Annotated in this window: 2 pseudogenes; both read right to left on the bottom strand. The window is 73.1% G+C overall.

Going from position 1 to position 1,199, the window contains the following annotated elements:
* Nucleotides 1-274 (bottom strand): annotated as a pseudogene (locus tag ACZ3IJ_RS36205) (M1 family peptidase); the annotation flags it as partial.
* A gap of 49 nt (nucleotides 275-323) precedes the next feature.
* Nucleotides 324-1,199, bottom strand: a pseudogene (locus ACZ3IJ_RS36200) (amino acid adenylation protein); the annotation flags it as partial.

Raw genomic sequence — 1,199 nt, 5'->3', positions numbered from 1 at the left:
GCTTGGCCGGCCGGACCCGGAGCCTGCCGCCCCGGTGCGTGTAGTGCGGTGCCCGCCCGTTCACGAGGATCCGGCCGACCTTGAAGTCGGCCAGGTTCAGCTGGAACTCGGGAAGCGCGGCCCGCCCCACTATGGCGCTGAGCCGGGCCGTCCCGGCCAGCCGGTTGGGGCCGGGACGGTACTCCAGGGCGAGTTCGTACCGGTGCACGCGGTAGCGGGAGTCGCCGTGGTCAGGAAAGTACGGGTCCGATGCCGTCGTCCGCTCGCCGCTCACTGCCGCTCCCGCTCCCTGCCCTGTGCTGTGCCGTGCTCGTACTGCCCGTTCAGGCTCGCCACGCCTCGATCGGATTGCCCAGCCAGCGGGTGTCGGCGGGGACGGACTCCCCGGCCATCACGAGAGAGGCGGGCCCCAGCGTGCTGCGGGCCCCGACCGAGCTGCCGGGCAGGACGATTCCACCCGGACCCAGCGTGGCGCCCTCGCGGAGGACCACAGTATCCGTCCTCAAGATCCGGTCGTGGAAGAGGTGTGTCTGCAACACACAGCCGCGATTCACGCTGACCGCGTCGCCCAGCACGACCAGGTCCGTCTCGGGCAGCCAGTAGCTCTCGCACCACACCCCGCGGCCGATCCGCGCTCCGAGGCCGCGCAGCCAGAACGCCGTCAGCGGGGTCCCCGGCACCGACCCGATCAGCCACGGCACGGCCAGCACCTCGACGAAGGTGTCGGCCAGTTCGTTGCGCCACACGAAGCCGCACCAGAGCGGGTGCTCGCCCGTCCGGTGCCTGCCCACGAGCAGCCACTTGGCCGCCACCGAGACCAGACACGCGGCCACACCGGCGGCGAGGAGGACCGCCCCGGACAGCAGCGCCGCGCCCCAGACCCCGAGAGTCGTCGTGGCCAGGGCACAGAGCACCGCCACGGTCAGCACCGCCAGGGCGGCCGAGCAGAACACCGGAACGAGCCGGCACAGCTCCACGAGCCCGCGCGCCCACAGCAGGCGCGCCGGCGGGTCGTACGTCCTGCTCCGGTCGGAGTCGGCGGCGGCCCGCGGCAGCCTGACCGGGGGCAGACCCAGGTACGAGCTGCCCTTCTTGGCCTTCTTCGGCGTCGCCGACAAGACCCCGACCAGGCCGTCGTCGGGCACGGTGCGGCCCGGCGCGGTCATGCCGGAGTTGCCGAGGAACGCCCGGCGCCCGAT

The organism is Streptomyces sp. NPDC013317 (assembly GCF_055563155.1).
The sequence above is the reverse complement of the archived record's forward strand: the minus strand, read 5'-3'. Positions and strand labels throughout refer to the sequence as shown.